This is a genomic window from Methylobacter sp. Wu8 (assembly GCF_036440755.1).
In the GTDB taxonomy this organism is placed as follows: Bacteria; Pseudomonadota; Gammaproteobacteria; order Methylococcales; family Methylomonadaceae; genus Methylobacter_A; species Methylobacter_A tundripaludum_A.
In genome coordinates, this window is record NZ_JAZGVT010000038.1 from 28,665 (window position 1) to 52,375 (window position 23,711).

Annotated in this window: 15 protein-coding genes and 1 pseudogene; 12 read left to right on the forward strand and 4 right to left on the reverse strand. The window is 50.9% G+C overall.

What is annotated here, in order from left to right; translation table 11 throughout:
* Positions 1-237 precede the first annotated feature (237 nt).
* The 3 genes from V3O24_RS02995 (at position 238) to V3O24_RS03005 (ending at position 11,100) form a co-directional block, all read left to right on the forward strand.
* Positions 238-8,775 (forward strand): glucoamylase family protein, encoded by an 8,538-nt coding sequence (locus V3O24_RS02995; RefSeq protein ID WP_331306133.1) that lies wholly within the window; start codon positions 238-240, stop codon positions 8,773-8,775.
* A 287-nt stretch (positions 8,776-9,062) separates the two neighbouring features.
* A complete protein-coding gene (locus tag V3O24_RS03000) occupies positions 9,063-10,037 on the forward strand; it encodes a hypothetical protein (protein ID WP_331306135.1) in 975 nt (324 codons plus the stop codon).
* Positions 10,038-10,095: 58 nt separating this feature from the next.
* The gene (locus V3O24_RS03005) at positions 10,096-11,100 is read left to right on the forward strand and encodes a DUF4105 domain-containing protein (RefSeq protein ID WP_331306136.1); all 1,005 of its coding nucleotides are present in this window, start codon (positions 10,096-10,098) and stop codon (positions 11,098-11,100) included.
* A gap of 36 nt (positions 11,101-11,136) precedes the next feature.
* On the opposite strand, the gene V3O24_RS03010 is transcribed toward V3O24_RS03005, so the two are convergent.
* Both V3O24_RS03010 and V3O24_RS03015 read right to left on the reverse strand, forming a co-directional pair.
* A complete protein-coding gene (locus tag V3O24_RS03010; protein ID WP_331306137.1) occupies positions 11,137-11,550 on the reverse strand; it encodes a carboxypeptidase-like regulatory domain-containing protein in 414 nt (137 codons plus the stop codon).
* Positions 11,551-11,653: 103 nt separating this feature from the next.
* Complete coding sequence (locus tag V3O24_RS03015; protein WP_331306138.1) at positions 11,654-12,358, reverse strand: Crp/Fnr family transcriptional regulator; 705 nt, start codon at positions 12,356-12,358, stop codon at positions 11,654-11,656.
* Positions 12,359-12,833: 475 nt separating this feature from the next.
* Between V3O24_RS03015 and argA the strand changes: the two genes are divergently transcribed.
* Both argA and V3O24_RS03025 read left to right on the forward strand, forming a co-directional pair.
* On the forward strand, positions 12,834-14,150 hold the full coding sequence (argA, locus tag V3O24_RS03020) for an amino-acid N-acetyltransferase (RefSeq protein ID WP_331306139.1): 1,317 nt from the start codon (positions 12,834-12,836) through the stop codon (positions 14,148-14,150).
* A gap of 9 nt (positions 14,151-14,159) precedes the next feature.
* The gene (locus V3O24_RS03025; protein ID WP_331306140.1) at positions 14,160-15,035 is read left to right on the forward strand and encodes a metallophosphoesterase; all 876 of its coding nucleotides are present in this window, start codon (positions 14,160-14,162) and stop codon (positions 15,033-15,035) included.
* A 6-nt stretch (positions 15,036-15,041) separates the two neighbouring features.
* Here the strand turns inward: V3O24_RS03025 and V3O24_RS03030 are convergent, their stop codons facing one another.
* Entirely contained in the window at positions 15,042-15,590 is a 549-nt protein-coding gene (locus tag V3O24_RS03030; protein ID WP_331306141.1) for an RNA pyrophosphohydrolase, read from the reverse strand.
* 161 nt (positions 15,591-15,751) lie between these two features.
* Between V3O24_RS03030 and V3O24_RS03035 the strand changes: the two genes are divergently transcribed.
* From V3O24_RS03035 to V3O24_RS03065, 7 genes are all read left to right on the forward strand, one after another.
* Positions 15,752-16,438 carry an HAD family hydrolase gene (locus V3O24_RS03035; protein WP_331306142.1) on the forward strand — a complete coding sequence of 229 codons (687 nt, stop codon included), beginning with the start codon at positions 15,752-15,754 and terminating at the stop codon, positions 16,436-16,438.
* A gap of 219 nt (positions 16,439-16,657) precedes the next feature.
* Complete coding sequence (gene cysM, locus V3O24_RS03040; RefSeq protein WP_331306143.1) at positions 16,658-17,566, forward strand: cysteine synthase CysM; 909 nt, start codon at positions 16,658-16,660, stop codon at positions 17,564-17,566.
* An 87-nt stretch (positions 17,567-17,653) separates the two neighbouring features.
* On the forward strand, positions 17,654-19,705 hold the full coding sequence (locus tag V3O24_RS03045; RefSeq protein ID WP_331306144.1) for a C4-dicarboxylate ABC transporter: 2,052 nt from the start codon (positions 17,654-17,656) through the stop codon (positions 19,703-19,705).
* A gap of 143 nt (positions 19,706-19,848) precedes the next feature.
* Complete coding sequence (locus V3O24_RS03050) at positions 19,849-20,709, forward strand: ion transporter (RefSeq protein ID WP_331306145.1); 861 nt, start codon at positions 19,849-19,851, stop codon at positions 20,707-20,709.
* A 352-nt stretch (positions 20,710-21,061) separates the two neighbouring features.
* Positions 21,062-21,541: a bacterioferritin gene (gene bfr / locus V3O24_RS03055; RefSeq protein ID WP_331306146.1), complete on the forward strand. Its 480-nt coding sequence runs from the start codon at positions 21,062-21,064 to the stop codon at positions 21,539-21,541.
* Between the two features lie 16 nt (positions 21,542-21,557).
* A complete protein-coding gene (bfr, locus tag V3O24_RS03060; protein WP_331306147.1) occupies positions 21,558-22,025 on the forward strand; it encodes a bacterioferritin in 468 nt (155 codons plus the stop codon).
* A gap of 156 nt (positions 22,026-22,181) precedes the next feature.
* Positions 22,182-22,379, forward strand: coding sequence for a (2Fe-2S)-binding protein (locus V3O24_RS03065; protein ID WP_104423438.1), 198 nt, complete (start codon positions 22,182-22,184; stop codon positions 22,377-22,379).
* A 21-nt stretch (positions 22,380-22,400) separates the two neighbouring features.
* Here V3O24_RS03065 and V3O24_RS03070 read toward each other — a convergent pair.
* A pseudogene (locus V3O24_RS03070) lies at positions 22,401-23,078 on the reverse strand (IS1 family transposase).
* Positions 23,079-23,711: the final 633 nt, after the last annotated feature.

Here is a 23,711-nt window from a genome sequence, read left to right on the forward strand (position 1 = left end):
CTGCTGCTTAGTGACTGAAACGACGAGCAACTGACTTGTCACAAAACAGATTCTTTGTCGATTTCATCGTCATTTAGTCTTCGGGTTTATTTTAGTTCTGTCAGGCTGTACTCAATTTCCTGCCGATGTATGGCATATGCACTTCCCGCCCAATTATCGTTCATTGTTTTCGTAGCCGAGCGGACTGCAAAAAAGGAGTAAAGCTTGACCGAGCGTGGTCAAAACAAGGGAGTACAGATGATTAAATTACGCGGACATAGACAGAAACCCAGGCTTGCCGCTCCGGGCGGTGAGGATGAACCCATCCGGTTTGAGTTATTTAGCAACGAACGTCTGGAACAGCATGCCGTTAGTTTAGCGAAAGCGCAAAAAGCCGAAGTTCATCCTGACGGACTCAAGCTGATGCCCAGGGTGCGAGAGAATTCCAGGGTGCTGTTTGATGCTTATCAAACTATAGGCAAGGCGGCGCGCGAACATCGGGCTATTACACCGGCCGCAGAATGGCTGTTAGACAATTTTCATGTGATTGAAGAGCAGATCAATGACATTAATCTCTATCTGCCCGAAAAATTTTACAAACAATTACCCAAGTTGACCGACGGCTTTCTTGCCGGTTATCCGCGCGTCTACGGCATTGCCTGGGCTCTGGTCGCTCATACCGATAGCCGATTTTCTCCTGAGCAGCTGGCTTGTTTCATGCGTGCGTATCAGCAAGTTCAACCGCTCAGCATCGGCGAGCTTTGGGCGCTGCCGATCTCGCTACGCATAGTGATGATCGAGAATTTGCGTCGACTGGCGTTGAAAATCATGCGTTCACAAGCAGGTCGGCAGTTGGCTGATGAGTTTATTGACCAGGCCGATCAGCCCGATTTTTCGCCGCGGACAGAGGTTTTGCCCGCCGAGCCTTTGCGCCAGGCCTTTGCGGTGCAGCTGGTACAACGCTTGCATGAGCCGCATCCGGGGACGCCGCCTGCACTCGATTTTTTGAATCGATGGCTGGGTGAACAGGGCGTCACGCTGGATGAAGTCGTGCATCGTGAACACGCCGTCCAGATTGCTGCAAACCTGACTGTACGCAATATTATTACCAGTATGCGCACCATCTCCGCGTTTGACTGGCCGCAATTCGTCGAAGATTCGAGTCTGGTGGATAAATGCCTGAGCACTCATCCGGTTTACAGCGCAATGGATTTTCTCACCCGTGACCGTTACCGTCATGCGATTGAAGATCTTGCCAAACGTTCGCCTTATTCCGAGGTGGAAATAGCGGCTAAAGTTATCGACAAGCTTGATCGTGCCGGTAAAGAATCCGGCGCTGACCAGAAAATACATGAACCAGGCTACTACTTGATCGGTCCCGGTCGGGGCGAGTTCGAACAAGAGGTCGGCTTTAATCCTACTTTCTATCAAAAGCTCCTGCGTGCTTATATCAAACATGCGACTTTTGCTTATCTTGGCAGCCTCGGGCTGTGTACGCTGATCTTGTTGGCGCTGCCTTTGGGCGCCGCTTTCGAGGCTGAACTGGGCGGTTTCTCTATCGCCCTGATTACACTGCTGGCTTTATTTCCCGCTTCGGACATTGCTACGGGCTTGGTCAATCGATTGGTCATTGCCGTGGTGCCGCCACGCCATTTACCCAGACTTGAACTGAAGGACGGCATCCCCGATACGTTACGCACTTTTGTGGTGGTGCCGACGATGTTTGTCAGCGAGCAGAACGTGAAAAAACAAATCGATGAAATGGAGGTTCACTATTTGTCCAACCCGGCCGGCGATGCCCGTTTTGCCCTGTTATCCGATTGGGTGGATGCGGATCAGGAAACCCTGCCGGAAGAGGCTTTGCTGCTCCGCGTCGCCATTGACGGGGTGGACGCACTTAACGCCAAGTACGGGGAGCAGCGTTTTTTCCTGTATCACCGCAAACGTGTCTGGAATCCAGGCGAGAACACATGGATGGGCTGGGAACGCAAGCGCGGCAAGCTGCATGAGTTTAATCGTCTGCTGCGCGGAGCACAGGATACGTCCTTTATGCCGACTCATGGACAGCCTGCGTTTGCTCCGCCGGATGTCCGTTATGTTATTACGCTGGATGCCGACACCAAACTGCCTATCGACTCCATTCGGCAATTGGTGGGTACGGCCGCCCATCCGCTCAATTGGCCGGTTCTGGACCCGGTTACGCGTTGCGTCGTCAGAGGCTACAGCATTCTCCAGCCTAGAGTCACGCCGACCCTGCCGCAAAGACGGGAACACTCGTTGTTTCACCAGCTTTTTTCCGGCGCGTGCGGCATGGACGCCTATTCGACCTCCGTGTCCGAAGTCTATCAGGATCTGTTTGAGCTGGGGTCGTACAGCGGCAAGGGTTTGTATGAGGTCGACACATTTGAAGCCGCTTTGGCCGGGCGCGTTCCTGAAAACACCTTGCTCAGTCATGATTTGTTCGAGAGTGTGTTCGCCCGCTGTGCGTTTGTCAGCGATATTGAGTTGTATGAAGAATTTCCATCCCATACGGAAGTCGCCGCGTCTCGCTCACACCGCTGGGCGCGCGGCGATTGGCAGCTATTGCCCTGGATTTTTGGTCCTCTCGGCAAAGGCATGCCGATGATTGGACGCTGGAAAATGCTGGATAATTTACGCCGGACTTTTTCAGCGCCGGGCGCATTTCTTACCCTGTTGGCGGCATGGACTATTCCGAATGCGCCGCAAGGGATGTTGATCGGAATAGTGTTGATAGCCTTAGCCGTTCCCGCCTTACTGGCTATCGCTGCCGGAATGCGGCTTCGCACCGATATTCCGCTGCGTAACCAGTTGCGCGTCACGGCAGAAAATGTATTTATGGGCTTGAGTCATAGCCTGATTACGTTAGCCATGCTGGCTCAACAGTCTTGGTTGATGACCGACGCGATCGTAAGCACCTTGGTACGGCTGTTTATCACCCGGCGGAAATTGCTCAGGTGGGTCACTGCGCTGCAAGCGAAGACATTGGCCGGGCATGCTTTGGGGAACCTTATTAGGCCGCTGGCTAGCGTGACTATCGTGGTCGTTTGCGCCGCTACGTTAGTGCTGCTGTTCAATTCCGCTTCGATAGCGGTTGCCGCGCCATTTTTGTTGTTGTGGTTACTGTCTCCTGTCATTGCCCATATCCTGAGTTTGCCGCCGAGACTGGACCCGGCTGAGTCATTACTGCCTGACGATGCGTTGCAGTTACGCCAAGTCGCCAGGCGTACCTGGCGATTTTTTACCACCTTCGTAACGGAGCGGGAAAATTATCTGCCGCCGGATAATTTTCAGGAAGATCCCGCTCCGGTGATTGCCCATCGCAGTTCGCCGACAAATTTCGGCCTCTATCTATTGTCCGTGCTTGCCGCGCATGATTTCGGCTGGCTGGGTCTGATCGATACGGTTGACCGGCTGGAAGCGACCTTGAACACGCTGAACAAGATGTCGCGACTGCATGGACATTTTTACAACTGGTATGACACGCAGACTCTGCACCCTCTGGAACCCCGATATGTATCGACCGTAGATAGCGGCAATTTGGCGGGACATTTACTGGTGCTTATCCAGGGATGTAAGGAGCTGACGCAACATCCGCATGCGGTTTCCGTCGTGTTAGACGGAATTGCCGATACACACAGACTGCTGTTGTCGGCGCTGGCCAAAATCAACGATGACCGGCGCATGCTGATAGTGACACAGGAGGATCTACAGAAAACTGCGGACAAACTGGGCGGTTTGTTGGCGTGTAACCCTGACAACCATGAAGACTGGCTGCGTTTGTGGCGGCAAATTACCCTGTGCGCCGACGGCCTGTTGGATCTGGCGCGGACTTACGCTGCCGAGCGCGGCGAACTGATGGATGACAGCGAAGTGTTGGCTTGGGCTACGCTGCTGCACGCTGACATTCATTCTCACGAGCGCGACATCGAAAACTTAGGCTCGTCGATACATTTTCGGCTTCCCCTTGGCGACCCTGCGCAAGCCGAAGCCCAATGCTGGACAGTATTGACCCGTCGGCTGGATGCGTTGGCGGAACAGGCGCATCAATTATTTGTCGAGATGGATTTCCGTTTCCTCTATGATCTGAACCGGCATTTGTTTTCATTGGGATACCGCGTTGACGACGGTATTATCGATGACAGCTATTACGATCTGCTCGCCTCGGAAGCGCGCCTGACCAGCTTAATCGCCATCGCCAAGCGGGAAGTGCCGAGCACGCACTGGTTTCACTTAGGACGTCGGGTGACACGCACCGCGAACGGCACGGTGTTGTTGTCCTGGTCCGGCTCGATGTTTGAATACCTGATGCCGTCGCTGGTGACGTATACGCCGCGCTACAGCCTGCTCGACCAGACTTGCCGCCTGTCCGTGCAAAGCCAGATTGAATACGGCAAGGAACGCAAGGTGCCGTGGGGTGTTTCCGAATCGGCGTTTAACGGCCGCGATCGTTGGTTTACTTATCAGTACTCCGCATTCGGCGTACCCGGTCTGGGCATGAAGCGGGGACTCGCCTTCGATTTGGTTATCGCTCCTTATGCCACCGCTTTGGCGGCGATGTACCACACTCATGCTGCTACGGTAAATTTTGAAAGCCTGGAAAAACTTGGCGCATTGGGTCGTTACGGCTTTTTCGAAGCGCTCGATTTCACCCCGATCCGGCTTGCCGAACATCAAAAAGTGGCGTTTGTGCGCTGCTATATGGCGCATCATCAAGGCATGTCGTTGGTGGCTTTGGCTAATGTCGTATACGATGGCGTCATGCGCCGCCGATTCCATAGCACACCGATCATTCAGGGAGCCGAAATGCTGCTGCAGGAGCGGGTTCCTCAAGGTGCTGACAGCGCCATTCCTGACTTCACCCAAGCCGAAGCCGAAGTAAAAGAAATAGTCCAGCCCGCAGTGCGCCGAGAACCTTCGCCGATGTCTCTTGTACCCTCGGCGCAGTTACTTTCCAATGGCCGGTACGCGGTGATGATCACCGCCGCCGGATCGGGTTACAGTGTTTGTGAAAAGCTGGCGGTAACCCGCTGGCGTGAAGATGTGACCCGCGACTGTTGGGGCAGTTATATCTATTTGCGCAATTTGGCAGACGGCAGGGTTTGGTCGGCAGGATACCAGCCGACGGCTGCGGTTCCCGATCGATACGAAGTGGTTTTTCTCGAAGACCGGGTGCGCATCTCCCGCGAAGACGGGACTATAGCCAGTCACCTGGAAATCATTGTGTCACCGGAAGATGACGCGGAAATCAGGTGTTTGAGTTTGACCAATAACGGCTCGCATACACAGGAAATAGAGGTGACCTCCTATTCGGAAATTGTATTGGCGCCGCCTACGGCTGATAGCGCTCATCCCGCATTTTCAAATTTATTCATACAGACCGAATTTCTGCCGCAGGCATGCGGATTGATCGCGCAACGGCGGCCTCGGGCAGGCAACGATCCGCGAATTTGGGCGGCTCATGTGCTGGCGTGTAACGACCTCGGTGCAGGATTGCAATATGAAACCGACCGGGTAAAATTTTGCGGCCGCGGGCAAACGCTACGCGCGCCTGCCGCGGTGGTTGATGGCCGCCCGCTCAGCAATACGGTCGGCGCGGTGCTCGATCCGATTTTCAGTCTGCGTACACGGGTCGGCATCGAACCGGGCGCGACGGTTCATCTGACATTTACCACCTTGGTCGCCCCGTCGCGGGAGGTGGTTGAAGATTTAGCCGATAAGTATCACAACGCGGCTACGTTTAACCGGGTTTCCGATCTTGCCTGGACGCATGCGCAAATCCAATTACGTCATCTACGCATCAAGCCTGATGAGGCCCAGTTATTTCAATCCTTGGCTAATCGATTGCTCTACGCCGATTCTTCACTGCGGGCGAGCGGCAAGCTGATGCAACTGAACACATTAAATGTTACCGGTTTATGGCGGCTTAGTATTTCCGGTGATCGTCCGATTGTATTGCTGCGGTTAGCGTCGATAGAAGACAGGGCTATTGCCGATCAGTTATTGCGCGCCCATGAATATTGGCGCATGAAATGTCTGTCCGTCGATTTGGTGATTTTGAATGAAAAAGAAATTACCTATAGCAATGAGTTGCAGACCTTATTGGAAGGCATGGTTCGGGAAAATCAAGCCTTTACAGCGCTTCACGAGTACGGTGGGTATGGCGATATTTTTGTGCTGCGCGCCGATCAGCTCACGGAGGAGGAGAGCGTGCTGTTGCAAACCTCGGCCCGCGCCGTGCTGTTGAGCACTCGCGGCACCTTGGCTGAGCAATTGACGCGGCATCCGAAGCCTACGCCGGATTTTATCCAAGCCAAAGTCTTGTCTGCGCCCGATGTTGACAGGAATGAGCCGTTAATCGCCACTGCGGATCTCGAATATTTCAACGGCTTGGGCGGATTTGCCGACGACGGGCGCGAATATGTGATCGTGCTGGGCAAAGGGCAATGGACGCCGGCGCCCTGGATTAACGTGATCGCCAATGCTGAATTCGGGTTTACTGTTTCTGAACTGGGCGGCGGTTGCACCTGGAGCCTGAACAGCCGCATGAACCAGTTGACGCCTTGGTCGAACGATCCGGTCAGCGATCCTCCCGGCGAAGTATTTTATATACAGGACGACGAGACAGGCGATTTGTGGACGCCGACGGCGTTGCCGATTCGAGTCGATAACGCCGGCTATGTGATTCGGCACGGCCAGGGTTACAGCCGTTTCGAGCATGCTTCTCACGGGATTCACAGTGAGCTGCTGCAATTTGTAAGCTCGGACGATCCGGTCAAGATTTCAACGTTAACCTTGAAAAACAATTCAGGCCGCCCGCGCAAACTGTCGGTTACAGCCTATGTTGAATGGGTGCTAGGCGCATCCCGCACCAACACTGCGCCTTATATTGTGACCGAGTTGGATCAGGCGACCGGAGCCTTGTTTGCTTACAACCATTTGGATATGGATTTCGGTCGGCGCATTGCTTTTGTCGACCTTGCCGGCCTACAAACGGCCTGGACTTGTAATCGGACTGAATTTATCGGCCGTAACGGCAGCTTGGATGCGCCGGTAGCCTTGACTCGGTCCAGGCCGCTTAAAAATCGCGTTGGAGCGGGGCTTGATCCTTGCGCCGCAATGACGGCACAGGTAGAACTTGCAATCGATCAAAGCATCGAGATTGTGTTCCTGTTCGGGCAGGGCAGCGACCGCGAACATGCCGGTGAGTTGGTCAAACGTTATCGGGCTGCTGACATTCAACAAACCTTCACCGGCGTGAAACAATCTTGGGACAAGACGCTCAGGAAGATTCAGGTGAAAACACCGGACAGAGGTCTGGACTTGATGTTGAACGGTTGGCTGCTGTATCAAACCCTGAGCTGTCGAATGTGGGCGCGAGCCGCATTTTATCAGGCGGGTGGAGCTTTCGGTTTTCGCGATCAATTACAGGACTGCATGGCGCTTGCGGTAGCCCGGCCCGATCTTGCCCGCGCTCATATCCTCCGTGCGGCGACGCATCAGTTTGTCGAGGGCGATGTGCAGCATTGGTGGCACCCGCCTTCCAATCGCGGCGTGCGCACCCATTTTTCCGATGACCTTATCTGGCTGCCGTATGTGGTGTCCCACTATGTCAAAGTGAGCGGCGACAGGGCTGTGCTCGACGAAATAACGCCGTTCCTGGCAGGGCCTGTGCTTGAACCGGAACAGGAAGACGCCTATTTCGAGCCGACTCCATCGGAGCAACAAGCCAGCCTGTTTGAGCACTGTGCGCGAACGCTGGATTTAAGTTTAAAAACCGGCGCACATGGCTTGCCGTTGATGGGCAGCGGCGACTGGAACGACGGCATGAACCGGGTGGGGCATTTGGGCAAAGGCGAGAGCGTTTGGCTTGCCTGGTTCCTGATCGCTACGTTGTCGGAATTTGCCGATGTGGCGGAATTGCGCGGAGATGCCGAGCGCGCGGTACGTTGGCGCGAACACGTAATCAAGCTAAAAATCGCCGTCGAAGCTGAAGGCTGGGATGTGTCCTGGTACCGGCGCGCCTATTACGATGACGGGACGCCGCTTGGGTCCGCTGCCAACGCCGAGTGCCGCATCGATTCGCTGGCTCAAAGTTGGGGGGTTATTTCCGGCGCCGCCGACCCAGAGCGGGCGCGGCAAGCGATGAATTCGGCCAGGGAGTATCTGATACGGTATGGCGACGACCTGGTGTTGCTGTTTACGCCGCCCTTCGATAAAACCCTGCTGGATCCCGGTTACATCAAAGGCTATTTGCCGGGGGTACGGGAAAACGGCGGGCAATACACCCATGCGGCGGTCTGGTGCGTTATCGCCTATGCGATGCTCGGAGACGGCGATCAGGCAGTCGATCTTCTGCATATGCTGAACCCTATCAATCGCACCGCTAACCGGGCCGGCGTCTATGCCTACAAAGTCGAGCCTTATGTGATAGCGGCGGATATTTATGCCGTACCTCCGCATGTGCGGCGCGGCGGTTGGACCTGGTACACCGGCGCTGCGGGATGGTTTTACCGTGCGGGTATTGAATGGCTGTTGGGTTTGAATATCCGCGCCGGCAAAATGCATTTCAATCCTTGCATTCCGCGTGACTGGCGCAGTTACAGCTTAAGTTATCAACACGAAGAAACTCATTACGACATTACCGTCAACAATCCTGACGGCGTATCGAAGGGTATCGTATTGATCGAGTTGGACGGCGTTGCGCAAACAGCGAGTGACGGTATTCCGCTGTTGCACGACGGACAAAATCATCAGGTGTTGGTGGTCATGGGCTAGTTCTCGTTACCGCGCACAGCGTGGCGACGAGGGAATTTATCTTGAATTAATGCTTCGCAGTGATGGATACTAACAGCACCCCATTTTGATAGACTGAATATCGTTTATTGGGGCTGCTGATAAGCTGAATTTGTACTTAATTTTGATTCCAACGCGTAATGGTTTTTACTTTGAAAAATATCGCAAGCGTCCGCTTTTTAGTTTCTTTGTTACTGCTGTGGATGTGTGCAGCCGATGTTTACAGTGATGCGAGTCATCTAATATCGTGCGGATCCTTCTATAGAACATTGAACGACTTGAACTTGCAGCGGCCGCCAAGGCGGGTGCTGCTTGTGCCTTTACTGAGCCGGGATCCGCACACGACTGAAAGTCCAAGGTGGTCCGAACAGCCTGCCCGCACTCTGGAAGCGTTTTACCGGAACCGGTTCAATGCCAACGTTACGCAACTGCGCGACGTCTGGAGCTGGACGGATTATTTTCAACAGGTCGATCAAATAGTGAGGCATTCGCCGCCTTTCGACCGGGTTATGTTCATCAGTCACGGCGGTTTCGACGGTCCGGTGCTCAAAAATGCCGTGTTTTGGCAAAACTTTAAAGTAACGGGGAACAAAGGTGAGTTAGTTCAGCTTTCCGAGGCGCAACCGGGACTTGAGAATGAGTTGTCCATCACCTACGATGTCGAAAAAAACCGCGTATTCAGCAACTATATGGTCACGCGCTGGCCGGAGTTGGCGCCGATGAAATCGTCCGACATCCTGCGCCAGCTTAAAGGGCTGGAAAAACAGATACAGCCGCTGGATAACGCCTGTTTTCAACTTTATTGCTCGCCGGAGCGACTGGCTACAAGCCCGGAAGAGCAGCGCGGATACCGGCTTGAGCTCTGCGAACAAGTTTGCCGCGAACCTCTGTTCGATCAAAAGACATCTGTTGAAATATCCCCGGAACGGTTCTTTCATTTCACAAAATCCCTGAGTTCTCTGGTAACGGCAGACGGCCTGATTTTTTTCGGTTCCTGCAATCCGGGCAGTGCGGCGCCGGAAAAAGCACTGGAGCCGGATAAAACCGAGTTGTTGATCAACTCGACTCTGGGTGGCGGGCCGCACAAGAGTTACGTGCATTTGATTAGTGCAGTGACCGATCGGCTTACCGCCGGCCCGATAGGGCAAAGCAGCGCCGACGACATTGTAAATCGAATTATCATGTTTGAAACCGGCCGCCCGCAACGCAATTTATGCATCGTCGCTCCTTCTGGAGCTAAGTAATCTTAGAAAGCCACCGATTCCGGTGCGAGAGGTTGCACGCCAAGTTTTGGGCGGAATTATGAATAAACGCATCAAAGGATTTTTCCTGGCATCGATGCTGATCGGAACAACGGTCTGGGGCGTGTTGGCTGTATATTACGGCGACTCCCGGACAGGGTTGGCCCAAACCTGTGTGGCTGCGGCATTCGGTCTGTTTGGCTTTGCGGTATTAACAGGGGTTTTATGGTTTCGTTGGCGCATTCAATGGGTTACGGGACATCTAGTCGTGTTTATCGGCATCCTGGTTTGGTGGTTAGGGATTACGCCTTCGAATGATCGAGTTTGGCAAAAGGATGTCAGTCAACTTCCCTACGCCACTTTTGATCGGGACATCGTCACGGTACACAATATTCGCAACTTTAATTACCGGACTGAATTTGATTATCAACCGGCTTATTACGATAAATCCTATGATGTAAGCAAGCTTGATGGCGTGGATCTATTCGCCTTTTATTGGATGGGGCCTGCCATTGCGCATACGATCATAAGTTTTAATTTCGGTGAGCAGGGTCATCTGGCTGTTTCGATTGAAACCCGCAAAGAGCTGAATGAGGAATATTCGACAATTAAGGGATTTTTCCGCCAATACGAGCTTATTTACGTCGCAGCCGACGAGCGCGATGTCATCCGCTTGCGCAGCAACTATCGCAAGAATACTCCCGAAGCGGGGTATCTTTACCGAATAAAAGGCTCGCAGAAAGACGGGCAACGCTTGTTTTTGGATTACCTGAAAAAGATCAACGAATTGCACGAAAAGCCTCGGTTTTATAATAGCTTGCTGGATAATTGCACCACGGCGATTTGGGTTCGTTCATCGGTCACCACTGAACATTTACCCTTTTCCTGGAAAATTCTGCTGAGCGGCTACCTGCCGGAATATCTCTATGAGTCGAAGCTGCTTGAGCAGCAGCTTCCTTTATCTGAATTGCAGCGGCAGGCTTATATCAACCGCTTGGCTCAGGCAGCAGATCAGGCGACTGACTTTTCCGAGCGAATACGCCTGATTCATACGCCGCGCCAGTAACGAGGTTTTTTGACTTTAGGCCGACGCAGCAAAGAGTTACTCCTGGGGCCAGTAGAATGACAGCGAGGTTGCCCTGTTATTGCCTATCCTGGCCTTTTGCCGCATGACTTTCCCGTCTTTCTCAGCGGTAACGATGTAATTGCCTGGTTTGAGCCGGGCAAAAAGATAAGGTCCGTCAGTTACGGTTTCAACAAGCACGTTACCCTTTGCATCGGCAATTCGAACATTGAGGCCGGCAGCAAATTCGCCTGACCCTTTAGCGGCAAACAACAGGTTCAAATTGTAATCGCCTTTAATGGTTTTCATGGCATTACGTTCGTCCTCACCAATGCCGCCGCTTACGAATGTAACATCGCCTTGTGTCTGCGGGTTGAGCGGATATTCATCGGCAAAGGCATGCAGGCTGAACAGGAAACATGGAAGGATCAATGTATAGCGTAATTTTTTCATAAATAATTTTCCTTGAAAGTTGGAAGGTTCAGTACATATTTACAGTGCGCGTATCCCAGCCTGGGCCATTATACGGATGACCGGCATCGGCGGCAGCCTAAGCCTAGCCCAGAATACGCTCGTAGGTTTCATTATTAATCCGATAACACTCGCAAGAAGCGTCTTCCAGACCGACACGGTCGAGAATCGTGATATCCCCACGTTGGTAGTTTATGAGCTTTTGCTTCTGTAGTGAGTTTGCCGCTTTGGTGATGCCGACGCGCCGTACACCCAGCAAATGGGCCATCAGTGTGTGCGTGGCATGGAAGCTGTCGGATTGCACTCTGTCCTGAGCCATCAACAGCCAGCGGGCGAGGCGCTCCTTCACCAGATGGAACCGGGTACAGACGGCCCTTTGCGCGAGTTGACTCATCGATACATAGAGATAATGTTTCAACTTTAGCTGTAGCGCGGGGCTCTGTTCGAGTTCGCGTAGAAACGATGTCGCCGTTATGCGTAGCGCTGGGCCGGCTCCCTGAACCATAGCGTGAAACGGCGCAACATCGACTCCCAGCATCAGGCTAATTCCGAACATGCCTTCATTCCCGATCAGCCCCATTTCCAAGTTTTCGCCGCTATTGAGGGGAGCCATCAAGGAAACGAAGCTTCCGGTCGGAAAGTAAACATACGGAATTATGTCTCCCGCGAGGTAGAGCTCCTCGGCAAAAACGAGATCGATTTGTTCGCAATGTGCGAGCAGCTGTTCTCTATCCTTGCGGGGCAGGGCAGCCAGAAGACGATTATTAGTAGGCGCAACTTGGTTGGACACGGATGCTCTTCTCCTGAGATATTTGGTGGAAACCGACAGGCGGTACAAAAATTCAGGACAATGGTAATAGCGAAGTCGGCGGTGACTAGGGAGGATGGCTCCACTAATCGGGAAACCAATCTAACTCAGACGCTTTCTGTCGTCTGTGCGTTAGCACACGTACAGTCGTTTGACCGGGAAAGCCTGGATTGAGGAGCGAAGTTTTTAGTATAGTACTCTCCCTATTTCAGACCACGGCTTAAGATAGAAAATCTTATCGAGAGGCAAAATGAAATATGGCCAAGGTACGAAAAATCATACAACGGAATTTAAGGCTACTGCATTTCCATTATGCGATTATTTGTAGAACAAAATCGGACCAATTAGAAATAATTGCTATCATGCATTTAAGAAAAAATTATTGGCAATCTCGGACATAGCAAGTACTGTAGGATTGGCCGACGAAGAAAACCCATCGCACACTAATCAAATAATCATGGAAGCACAAAAATCATTCGTCAGCTGGTTTAGGGACTCATCTCCCTACATCCATGCCCACCGCAATAAAACCTTCGTTATCTCATTCGGCGGCGAAGCGGTGCTGGCTGACGATTTCGAACACCATGTCCATGATTTCGCCTTGCTCAGCAGTCTGGGCATACGCCTGGTTTTGGTTCACGGCATACGCCCGCAGATTGACCAGCGGCTCGTCAAACTCGACGTTCCGGCCCGCTTTCACAATAACCTCCGCATCACCGACGATGTGGCGCTGCAATGCGTCAAGGAGGCCGCCGGATTGGTTCGCGTGGAGATTGAAGCCTTGTTATCGATGGGGCTGGCCAACTCGCCGATGGCTGGGGCGAAAATCAAGGTGGCTTCAGGCAATTTTGTCGTCGCCAAGCCGATAGGCGTGATTGACGGCATCGACTATTGCCACACCGGCGAAGTTCGCCGCATCGACAGCGCGGCCATTCATCAGCAACTCGATCAGAACAATGTGGTGTTGATTTCGCCGGTCGGTTATTCGCCGAGCGGGGAGGTTTTTAATCTGTCGGCCGAACAAGTCGCCACGGCGGTTTCGATTGCGTTAAAAGCGGAAAAGCTGGTTTTATTGACCGAGCAAAGTTGCCGCAATCCCGATAGCGGCGAACAAATCCAGCAAATGACCACCGCTGAAGCGGGCGCCTTTTTGCAGCAACATTCAGACATATCCACCAGCATCAGTTTGCCGCTCAAAGCCGCGATGCAAAGCTGCCAATCCGGCATCGACCGCGTGCATTTGATCGACAGAACGATAGACGGCGCGCTGTTGCTTGAATTATTCAGCCGTGACGGCGTCGGTACGCTGGTCAGCTCAACCGCTTTTGAAGAATTGCGCCCGGCCGCGCTGAACGACATCGGCGGTATTCTGGAGTTAATCAAGCCGCTGGAGCAGCAAGGCAAGTTGGCCAAACGCTCCAGGGAAAAAATTGAAATGGAAATAGCCGATTATATAGTTATCGAGCGCGACGGCCTGATTATCGGCTGTACCGCTCTGCACCCCGATGTGCAAAACCGGTTCGGCGCGATTGCCTGTCTGGCGGTGCATCCTGATTATCAAGGTTCGGCCAGGGGCAATCGGATGCTTGAATATGTCTATCGTAAAGCCGGAGAACTTAAGCTTAAAAAATTGTTCGTGTTGTCCACGCAAACCATGCATTGGTTTATTGACCGGGGATTTTTATCGTCATCGATCGCTGATCTGCCCGATCCGCTCAAGGCGTTGTATAACCCGCAACGTAACTCTAAAGTCCTCTGTAAAGACCTTACATAGTATTTGCCGATGACCGATAGTCCCGCCTGCATATCCATTCTGCAATTATCAGACCTGCATATTCTGGCGGAACCGCAAGATAAAATGCTGGGAATTAATACCGAGCATTATTTTCAGGCCTGTCTTGAGCAGGCGGTTCGACTCCGCTCACGACAGCCCGTTCGGCCAGGCTCACGACAGGTCGTTCGACAAAGCTCACGACAGGCTTTTGATGAACAACAGCATTTCGATTTGATTCTGCTGACCGGCGATTTGGCGCAGGATCCTTGCCCTGCCAGTTACCGGCGCATCTTAAGCAGCCTTGAAGCCTATGAAACGTCATGTGTTTGTTTGCCCGGCAATCATGATGATTATGAGTTGATGCAGCAGGTGTTTAATACCGACAGGATTAACTGCCGCAAACAGGTTTTACTGGATAACTGGCAGGTGATAAGCCTGAACAGTCAGATACCTGGAAAGCCGGGAGGTCGTTTGTCGAATGAGGAGTTGGGATTTCTTGAAAACTGCCTAACCGAAAAACCGGATCACCATGCACTTATCGCCGTCCATCATCATTGTCTCGAGACCAATAGCCCGTGGATGGACACCATGATCATAGAAAACAGGCAGGCGTTGTTGGCGATAGCAGGCAAATATCCGCAAGTCAAGGCGATAACCACCGGCCATATTCATCAAGTCATGGATATAAAGACGGCAAGCTTCCGCGTATTCGGCGTACCTTCAACCTGCTTTCAATTTGTGCCAGAAAGCACCGAATTCGGTGTGAACGACACGGCTCCGGGTTATCGATTAATAGAGCTGTATGCCGACGGCCGGGTTGAATCCGAGGTTGTTCGTTTGCCGGAGCCGTTAGCCGAGCTGCAAATAAATACGCACGGCTATTAAGGCCGCTTACCGCTTGCGCCTTTTGCCTCTTGGTTTTTCAATTTCCTTAGCCAAGTACCCGGCTGGATCAACCGGTACGCTGTCGGCGGTTAGAATAGCGCCCAATTCGCTCATCGCTTTGAGATAAACCTTGCGCTTGAAATATACCACGTCTTTAAGCGGTTCCCAGTAATCCACCCAGCGCCAGTCGTCAAATTCCGGTTTGGCGCACTGGTCGAAACGCACATTGGATTCATGCGTTATCAAGCGCAACATGTACCAGATTTGCTTTTGGCCTATGCATAGGGGCAGGGAATTCTTGCGGATATAGCGCTCGGGCAGCTGGTATCTGAGCCAATAGCGGGTACGGCCAAGCACCTGGACATGCTGTTGCTGCAGTCCGGTTTCTTCGCACAATTCCCGATACATCGCGGCTTCTGGGTCTTCATTCGGATTAATCCCGCCTTGCGGGAATTGCCATGAGTTTACACCCATTCGTTTTGCCCAAAACACGCGACCCTCGTCATTGCAAAGGATGATCCCGACATTAGGCCGGTATCCTTTAGAGTCAATCATGTTAAAACCTGTGTCTTTACCTTTCCTAGTTCTTTAATCCCGCTGATGGTAAAATTATAAAGATAGGTCAGTAAGTTAAATTAATGACTGCATTGTTCCATAAATAAAGTGCATACGCCATAGGGCGCAGTTCTTTTTAATTATTCGAGACAGGTCTAACCGTGAGCTTAGCGATTTTTGATTTAGATAACACCCTGATTGCCGATGACAGCGACTACTTATGGGGGCAGTTTCTTGTCGACCAGGGCATCGTCGATAAAGATCGCTATGAAAGTGCCAACGCCAAATTCTACGATGACTACAAACAAGGTACGCTCGATATTGTCGAATTTCTCCGTTTTTCTCTGCAACCTTTGGCGGACAATGACCCCGAGCAACTCTATCAATGGCGGGCGCAATTTATAGAGCAAGCGATCAAGCCCTTGTTGTTAAAACCGGCGCAACAGCTGATCGACAAACATAGAGACCGGGGCGATACCTTGCTGGTCATTACCGCAACCAACCGCTTTGTGACCGAACCGATCGTTCAACTGTACGGCATTGAAAATTTACTGGCGACCACGCCGGAATTTATCGATGGACGCTATACCGGCGGATTTGACGGCATTCCCTGTTTTCGGGAAGGCAAGGTTAAATTGCTTGAAGCATGGCTGGAAAATTCAAACGAAACCATGCAGGACAGCTGGTTTTACAGCGACTCCCACAACGACCTGCCGCTGCTTAAGCTGGTAGATAATCCCGTCGCCGTCGATCCCGATGAAAAACTGAGCGAATTTGCGAGTGCCGCCAATTGGCCGATCATCAGCCTTAGGAACGGCCAATGTCCGACGCATCATTTTCATAAATAAGAAGGTTAAATAGAACACGGATGACGCAGATGAGACGGATTTAAACGGATTTTATTTTTAAACCATGAAGAACATGAAAAGCATGAAGGATTTAAGTCTTCATGTCCTTCATGCTCTTCGTGGTAATTGCTTATATTAAATTATGCATATTCGTTAATCCGCCTTATCCGTGTTCTATTATGAAATTTGCAAACTTACTCGTCACCCACAACCGAGCCTATGACTACCATGACTTTTCCAACCATTGAATCTTTCGTCGGCAACACACCTCTGGTCAGGTTGCAACGTTTGCCCGGCAATACCGGCAATACCGGCAATACCATCCTGGTTAAGCTGGAAGGCAATAACCCGGCCGGTTCGGTCAAAGACCGGCCTGCACTGAGCATGATTAAACATGCAGAATTAAGAGGCGAGATCAAACCCGGCGACCGGCTGATTGAAGCGACCAGCGGCAATACCGGCATTGCGTTGGCGATGGCGGCGGCGATCAAAGGCTATAAAATGACCTTGATCATGCCGGATAACATGAGCGAAGAACGCCGGGCTTCGATGAAAGCCTATGGCGCCGAAATTATCCTGACGCCTGCCGCAGGCAGCATGGAAGCGGCGATTGATCTGGCCAGGGAAATGGAAGCGGCGGGACAGGGCAGGGTGCTGGATCAGTTTTCAAATCCCGATAATCCGCGCGCCCATTATGAAGGCACCGGGCCTGAGATATGGCGCGATACCCGTGGACAAATAACCCATTTCGTCAGTTCCATGGGCACGACCGGCACGATCATGGGGACTTCAAAATTCCTGAAGGAACAGAATGCCGGTATCCAGATTATCGGCGTGCAGCCGGAAGGCGAGTCCAAGATCCCCGGCATCCGGCGCTGGCCTAAGGAATATTTGCCGAAAATCTACATGGCTGACCGGGTTGACCGGATTATCGACGTCGATCAGGAATCGGCTGAAAACGTCACCCGCGCGTTGGCCGCAAAAGAGGGCATTTTTGCCGGTGTTTCATCCGGCGGCGCTGTTCATGCGGCCTTGAACTTGTCGGAAGAAGTTGAGAATGCGGTAATTGTGGTGATCATCTGCGATCGGGGCGACCGGTATTTGTCTACGGGTATTTTTCCCGGCTAATGAAAGCCGGTCGCCCTTATTATCATTCCCACGCTCCGTCGTGGGAATGCAGTCTTTGACGCTCCAGCACCGCGTTGAGCCAAGTTAATGTGGGCGCGCTTTGCCAAGATGATCTGGGTCATCATCGCTGTTTCAACAACACCGATTGCCTACGCACTGGACAGCGTATCGCTAAATGTCGGCACTCTCGCAGGCGATCAATGGCAATTGGAAGGCGTCAATATCGCCTTGACCGACCTGCCGCAAAGCCCGCAAAAACTGGCGTTAACGATCAAGCGGTTAACCCTGCCCAAGCCTTTCAACGACCTCAATCTGGTCAATATCCGCTGTACTTCATTCACCTGGCAAAACAAGGAACTGTTGTGCGAACAAGGCAGAGCCCAGATGCGTTCAAAACGCTGGCAATCGCCGGCCGCCAACTTTTCTTTTCATGTCACCGAAAAGCGCAGTTCGTTCAAGTTAAGCGATTTGCATCTGGCCGGCGGAACCGTTGCGGTTGATGGCGAAGAGCGGGGCGAGCTGTGGCAGTTGCAGATTGACGCCAAAACTGTCGACGGCAAGTTGATTCAACAGCTATTGCCGCAGGATCGGTTCAAACTGAAAACCGGTAAAGTCGATATTAAGTTACATGCATCCGGCAGTCATGCCCAGGTGCATGAGTTTACCCTAACAACCGGACTTAAGGATTTGACCGGGCAGACCAAAGACGGGAAGTTTGCCGCCGAGGCATTGGCATTGCAGTCAACTTTGAATGCTCAAAACAATAACGGCTTGTGGCAATGGCAAAGTCATTTCGATGTGAACGGCGGTGCGTTATATGTCGAACCCCTGTATATGGAGGCGGCCGGACAAACTATAGTTTTGGATGCGCAGGGCGATTGGGACGCATCGAAGCAACGCGTCGGAATTGATGTCGCCAGTTACCGGCATGAAAAAGTCGGGATGTTAAGCGGCAGCGCAATCGTTCGGTATGGTAACGGCGTAAATATTGAAAAGGCCGAACTCTCGTTGAACAGCGGTAACTTGCAGGACTTGTCCGCAATTTACCTGAAACCGTTTTTTGAACAGACTGTACTGCAAGGCGTCTCGCTCGCAGGCCGTTTAAAAGCCGATTTTTCCATTAATCAACAATCCTTAACCGCCTTGTCGGCACGCTTTGATAGCCTCGACATTATTGATGCTACAGGGCGTGGCGAGGTTCAGGGCGGCGTCGGCACACTTAACTGGGCGAATGACGAAGCCTTTAACAAGCCATCGGAATTGGCCTGGAAACACTTGCAACTGCGCGCCTTGCCGATAGGCCCGGCCAGTCTCTCGTTTCTGAGCCGGGGCGACAGCATCCGGCTGTTAAAAAAGACCCAGCTGCCTTTTTTGGGCGGCGAAATCGCCATCAATCAATTCAGTTGGCAGGCAAAAAAACAACAGGAAGCCGAGGTGTCGTTTGAAGGCGATTCAAGCGGCTTATCGCTTGAACAACTGTCCTTGGCCCTAAACTGGACGCCCTTGTCGGGTACCATCAGCGGACACATTCCCCGAGTCGAATACAGCAATAAAACCCTGAGTCTGGGCGGCGAATTGATCGTCAAGGTTTTTGACGGTGAAGTTAAGGTCAGTAACCTGGCCTCTTCGGGATTGTTTACCGATTTCCCCAAGTTTTTCTGCGATGTGGAAATTAACAACCTGGATCTGGATCAGCTGACCGGCAAATTTGAATTCGGCGGCATTACCGGCAAGCTATCGGGATACGTCCGGCAGCTGTACATGGAAAACTGGCATCCGGTCAGTTTTTTTGCTTGGCTGGGTACGCCGGAAAACGATGATTCACGGCACAGGATCAGCCAAAAAGCGGTCAAAAATATCGCCAGTATCGGCGGCGGTGGCGCCTCGGATATTCTGTCCAGAAGCTTTTTAAGTTTTTTTGAAACTTTCGGCTACGACAAGCTGGGTCTGGGCTGTTATTTACATGACGGCGTGTGCCAGTTGATGGGCGTGGAGGCAAGGGAATCAGGCTATGCCATTATCACCGGCGGCGGCCTGCCCAGGATCGAGGTGCTCGGCTATAATTCCCGCGTTGACTGGAACGTGTTGATGGAGCGATTAGAGCGTATTTCGTCATCGGACGAAGTCATCATTGAATAAGGTCTGTTATTTGAGCCCGGCAAAATATCAAGAAGGACACGAATAAATTTTCGGCTGCTCAGTTAGCTACGTGCTACGGGAAACGATTTGCTTGCGTGTTAAAAGATCTTTGAATATCTACATAAAGTCATAGCGTTATGAACATGAGAAAAACGGCAAAAATAAAGCCCCATTATAACCAGGGTGAATCCTTGTCGCCCTGGCGGGAGTCGCTGAATGACATTATTTTTGGTTCTGAAACGCGCAAGGGAAAAGCGTTCGATACCGTTTTGAGCGTTTGCATTATACTCAGCGTGTCGGTCGTGATGCTGGAGAGCATTGATGCGATACACCAGCAGTACACCCGGATATTGGATAGCGCCGAATGGATTTTTACCGTGTTATTTACCGTTGAATACGGCCTGCGCCTGATCAGCGTGCGAAGACCCTGGCTCTATGCTAAAAGTTTTTTCGGGATGGTGGATTTGTTGGCGATTTTACCGACTTACTTGATTGTCCTGATTCCCGGCGGACAGGGGCTAATGGCCATACGCGTACTGCGGTTGCTTAGGATTTTTCGTATTTTCAAATTATCGGAATACTTAGCCGAAGCTCATATTATGGTGGAGGCATTAACCAAAAGCGCCCGCAAGATAACAGTGTTTCTGTATGCCATTTTAATGTTGGTGGTTGTTTTCGGTTCGCTGATGTATGTGGTCGAAAGCGGCGAGGCCGGTTTCACCAGTATTCCGGTGTCGATTTATTGGGCCGTTGTGACTTTGACTACGGTCGGTTATGGCGACATTTCCCCGCAAACGCCGTTAGGCCAGTTGCTGGCGTCCACCATCATGATTGTCGGCTACGGAATTATTGCCGTGCCGACCGGCATCTATAGCGCCGAATTGATTAAGACCTATAGCCGGGGAAAAATAAGAAACGATGCCTGCCCTGATTGTGGAGAAACCGGGCACGATTTCGATGCGGCGTTTTGCAAATATTGCGGTCATCAGTTGGATGACTTTTGACGGCAAATAATATTACTCAGGTTATTTCGTCAGCGGAAAAAAGCGCGCTGCCCGGCCGCGCAACTAACTTTATTGGAACGGGCTAAGGAAATATCAGACTCTCTTTACAAAACAGACTCTGATTTAAACGAGATATTTTTGATGTCTGGCGTAGACAAAATTATGTTCCAGGCGCGTCCTGTTTTCAGTCGGCGCAATCAAGCTTCCAAATAGCTGTGTTCAAAAAAATCACTATCAATCGTAAGGATTAGTTTGACGCCAAGGCTGTAGGGGATAAAATCACTGTGAAGGCTTATCAACTTGCCGTAAGCTATCGGATGGGTTTACATTTAATTTATTGAGGGGGGTTATTATGAAAGGCGACAAGAAAATTCTGGAAATTCTCAACGGCCTGCTCGCCGGAGAGCTGAGCGCATCAGATCAGTACCTGATCCATGGCGAGATGTACGCCGATTTCGGCCTAAACCATTTGTCCGAAAAAAGCCTGCACGAGTCGGAGCATGAACGACTGCACGCCCGCGCCTTGATTCAACGCATTCTGTTTCTCGAAGGCAAGCCCAACTTAGTTAAACGCGAGGTTTTGACTATCGGCGGCACGGTGCCGGAAATGCTGAAAGCCGATCTGGACGTTGAATATCATGTCGTTGGCGAACTGAAGAAAGCCATCGCCGCTTGCGAAAAAGCCGGAGATTATGTGACCCGGGAGATGCTGGTCGTGCAACTGGACGATACGGAAATGGATCATGCTTATTGGTTAGAGCGGCAATTGCAGCTGATCAGCCTGGTGGGTCTGGAAAATTATCAGCAAAGTCAAATGAAACCGGGCATTTAAGAGCGAGGACTGCAACATGAAAGGCAATAAAAAAATCATCGAAATTCTCAACAAGGTGCTCAAAAACGAGCTGACCTCGATCAACCAGTATTTCCTGCATGCCCGTATGTTCCGTAACTGGGGGCTGGAAAAACTTAACGACTATCAGTACAAGCAATCAATTCGAGTGATGAAGGAAGCCGATGAACTGATTGAGCGCATCCTGTTTTTGGAAGGCCTGCCCAATCTGCAAAATCTCGGCAAGCTGTTGATCGGTGAAAATGTCGTCGAATGTTTAAACGGCGATTTGGAATACGAAAAAAATGTGCAGCGGCCGCTGTTAGTAGAAGCCGTGGCATTATGCGAGGAATTGCAGGATTACGTCAGCCGCGATTTGCTGACGGAATTACTGGAACAATGCGAACAAGCCATCGATTGGCTGGAAACCCAGAAATCGCTGATAAAGGATGTCACCCTGCCTAATTATTTACAGTCACATATATAGCTGGGTGACGTAGATATTAATGCGATATGCCTAATAGCCGCAACCTATGTTGCGGTTTTTATCATTAAAACAAAAGAGGTATTGACAGACGCTGAGAACTAAATGAGAATGCTTCTTGATAATTGCATGTTGTTGCACTATAGAGGAGTTCATTTCATGTATATATGCGTTTGCCAAGCAGTGACGGATCGGGAGATTCATCAAGCCGCCAAAAACGGAGCCAAAACACTCAGGGATTTACGCCGCGATTTGGGAGTGAGTATCGACTGCGGCCTTTGCGCCAGTTGCGCGCGCAAGTGTCTAAAAGCCGCCAACGAGGATTTTCTGGAAAATCTGCAAACAGAAGGCAATTAACCCCATCGAAAAAGGGCATTGTTAATTAAGTATAGCGTCCAGTTCGCCATTCCATTTCAACATCAAAAGCATGACAGAATATTTCAGCATGTCTTGGCTTTTGCTATAGCATTTAGACTTTCGGCGTAACCGAGCAAGAAAATGTCTGAACAAGCTGTTATATCCTTCTACCGTATAGGTTTCGGCTTTTGATTGACTATGCAACTCCTTCGGAACGATTCTCATACGGGCTCCAGTAGTCACTCATAACCTGGGTTATGTCTTTATTTTTAACGGCGTCCCATAGCTTTCGCCCTGTTTCTGTGTCGCGGGAACCCACTTCGCAGTGGAGAAATCGTTTCCCATTTCGATCAACAGCAATCCAGATCCAGCAATAGTTTTTTTGGAACCAATGTAGGCATGCATCTCATCCATTTCGACGACATCAACACCCGCAGCAGAGCGAATTGACTCAATTGACTCGCCGTGCGCCTTGATCCAGTTATATACAGCAACATGACTGCATTTCAGAAACCGGCCAATTGAACGAAAACCAAGCCCTTCAAGGTAAAGCTGGAGAGCTTGCCGTTTGATGGCAGGACTGATTCCTAAATAGCTGACAGTATGTCTATAGCCGCATGATTTGCACTTATACCGCTGTCTTTCTTTTATAATGCCATCTTTAGTACAGTCAACTGAACCACATTTTGGGCAATTCATACATAGCTCCCATTCAATGTAAATTGAATAAGTATAGACTATATTATTTTAACAATGTCAATCTCCTTTTGGGTATGGCGTCTTTTTAGTAAATAAACGCCATTTTCGATTCCAATCTAATGGCAGTTATGTTTACGGGCTATATCGGGATAGAGGTACTAAAAATCTGATTATTATCACAAAAATTTGATTACCCTTACAAAGGCATGGACATTGAACATGTTGGAAGGCAAAATCTCGCTTTAGTCGGCTTACTTGCAAAGCTAGATTAATTTCCAGTGATTTAGAGGCCAGAAATCCGCAATACCAATATCCACACCAGCGAGCAGCCAAATATAACAATGCAGGACAGAATATCAATCCAATTGATTAATCAAAACCGATGAGGAATGCGGAATGAGGATTGAACGATGATGGAAAGCCCAATGAGAAACAGTGAATGAAAAAACAAGATCAATCCGATCCCATAGCAATATTTGTCTATATTATTGCTACTTAGATTTAACTCATAAGTGCAATCGGCACTAATCGGAAAAGAAAAAGGTTAGCTGATATAGTTTCACGCTTTTTTCAATCCGACCAAAGACGAGAAAGCGCATGAGAAACTATAAACAGCTAAGCCAAGAACAAAGA